The organism is Cytobacillus firmus DS1, from assembly GCF_000565285.1.
In the GTDB taxonomy this organism is placed as follows: Bacteria; Bacillota; Bacilli; order Bacillales; family Cytobacillaceae; genus Cytobacillus; species Cytobacillus firmus_A.
This window is the reverse complement of record NZ_APVL01000057.1, coordinates 1-2435: the sequence shown is the minus strand read 5'-3', so window position 1 is coordinate 2435 and position 2435 is coordinate 1. Positions and strand designations below refer to the sequence as shown.

Sequence of the window (2435 nt, the reverse complement as noted above, 5' to 3'; positions counted from 1 at the left end):
TGTAAACGCTAAAATAAAAGTTGACCACTTTAGCGCAATTCGCTAACCAAAAAGTTGACCACCCTTAACACCCAATCCCTTATCATAGAGTTTGTCGAGAACTTCATGATTCGGGAGGAAAAAAAGGATGTTAAAGATGGCTAATATAGAGCTTATCAGAAAATTGCACTTTAAAGAAGGTCGTTCTATACGACAATTAGCGAAAGATCTTACATTATCAAGACAAACCATTCGAAAAGCTTTACAACAGAATAAAATTCCAACCTATCAACGATCAAAGCCGGTTACCAACCCGGTCATCGACCCCGTTAAACCAATTATTATCCGATGGTTAACGGACGATGAAACAGCCCCCCTAAAACAGCGTCACAGTGCTGCTCAAATCCACAGACGCTTGGTGAAAGAATATGGCTTTAAAGGTGGAGAATCCACTGTACGCCGTTTTGTACGCCAATATAAGCAGCTCAAAGAAACTCCTAATTCCTCTATACCGTTGGAATTCGATCCCGGTGAATTTGCCCAATTTGATTGGGGGGAAATCATTGTGCTTTTAAATGGGATTGAAACGAAGGTAATGCTTTTTTGTATGAGACTTTTGTATAGCCGTAAGATTTTTGTAAAAGTGTTTCAGCATCAACGGCAGGAGGCGTTATTTCAAGGTCACGCAGATGCCTTTGATTATTTCGGTGGTGTCCCGAAAACGATTGTCTATGACAATATGAAAACAGCGGTAAAGAAGGTGTTAGAAGGGACCAAGCGTGAAGAACAGGAGGCCTTTATCCAGTTTCGATCATACTATCTTTTTGATGCCCAATTTTGTGCACCCGCAAAAGGAAATGAAAAAGGACAAGTAGAGAAACTAGTTCAAACAGCACGAGCTCAATTTTTAGTTCCCGTTCCACAGGTAAGTGACTTACAGGTACTTAATCACTATCTTTTAGAACAATGTGATGCCTATGAAGAAACCTATGTTCCAAAAACGAAAGAACAGGTGGGTGAACGATTTTTACTAGAGAAGCAACAGCTTCTGCCGATTATTGGTACTCATCCTTGCGCAAGGAAGGTAAGAGCCTCTGTCAACAGTCTTTCGCTTGTTAATTTTGAAACAAACGCCTACTCGGTACCTACTAGGTATGCCGGTCGGAAAGATGCACAAATAAATGCTTATGTAAATCACATTGAAATAAACATTGACGGAAACTGTGTAGCCAAACATGAGCGTTCATACGAAAAGCTTCAAGAAATTTTTGAAGTGGATCATTACTTGGATGAACTGGAGAGAAAACCAAGGGCCATCCAGCATGCGCGCCCAGTTCGAAGAGCTAATCTTCCACCAAGTTATCAAGAATTTTATAAGAGAAGTCTTTCAAAGTATGGGCATGGAAAAGAGTTTATTCAACTATTAAAACTCCATCGGGAGTTTACGATGGAAACAGTAGAAAGGGCAGTGGCAAGTTGTGTAAAAGAGCAGCTATATACAGCTGATAGTGTAAGGCATTATCTTTACCTCATGACTCAGCCGGAAGCAACAAAGCCAGCCCCAATAAAATATGAAATGGAGCAGTCCGTCACCGTCAAGGCTCCTACATTTAGCCCGTATGACCAACTATTACAGAAAGGGAGGTATATTCACTGAATACACACCATTATCAAATGGATGAATATCTAAAAAGGCTGCGCTTGCCGACTATACGTGAACAAGTTGACGCTTATTTGCGCGAAGCAAATGAGCAACAAATTACCTATGAAGAATTTCTCTTTCAATTATTATCGATTGAAATAGCTGAGCGAGAAATCAAAAAGAAAGAGTTAGCCAGAAAAAAGGCGCAATTCCCTGTACATAAGGACCTCCTCTCTTTTCAATTTGAGGAGGCTCCCCACGTACCAAAAAGACGCATTCTGGACATCTTTCAAGGAGAGTACATTCAGCAGAAAAGGAATGTCATTTTTATTGGGAACTCAGGTACAGGAAAGTCGCATTTATCAATTGCGTTAGGGGAAGAGGCGATTAATCAAGGCTATACTGTCAAATATTATACGGCCGCCCGCCTATCGAATGAACTGATGGAAGCCCAAGACGAAAAAAGGCTCCTCCAGTTGGAGAAACAATGGTTGGCTGCAGATGTCACGATTATTGATGAACTTGGCTATATCCCCTACCACCAGAGAGCAGCCGAATTACTGTTTCAATTTTTTTCTACTCGTTATGAAAGAGGAAGCATGATTATCACTAGCAATCGGGAGTTTAGCCGATGGGTAGAAGTTTTTCACGATGAACAGATGACCGCCGCCTTGTTAGATCGAGTGACTCACAAGGCCCACATTATCCCAATGAACGGAGAGAGTTATCGTCTCAAAGAAACATATTCGAAGTAACAAGAGGGTGGTCAACTTTTACATGAGCGACATGGTCAACTTTTGGGTTGACATTTACA

General features: G+C 41.1%; 2 protein-coding genes. Both read left to right on the top strand.

The window, feature by feature from the left end:
* Positions 1 to 127 precede the first annotated feature (127 nt).
* Positions 128 to 1636, top strand: a complete 1509-nt coding sequence (istA, locus tag PBF_RS24635; protein ID WP_019380290.1) for an IS21 family transposase — start codon at positions 128 to 130, stop codon at positions 1634 to 1636.
* 17 nt (positions 1637 to 1653) lie between these two features.
* On the top strand, positions 1654 to 2376 hold the full coding sequence (gene istB / locus PBF_RS24630) for an IS21-like element helper ATPase IstB (RefSeq protein ID WP_019380289.1): 723 nt from the start codon (positions 1654 to 1656) through the stop codon (positions 2374 to 2376).
* Positions 2377 to 2435 lie beyond the last annotated feature (59 nt).

Coding starts and splice junctions, on each gene's coding strand:
- istA (WP_019380290.1), top strand. CDS start 128: ATGTTAAAGATGGCTAATATAGAGCTTATCAGAAAATTGCACTTTAAA.
- istB (WP_019380289.1), top strand. CDS start 1,654: ATGGATGAATATCTAAAAAGGCTGCGCTTGCCGACTATACGTGAACAA.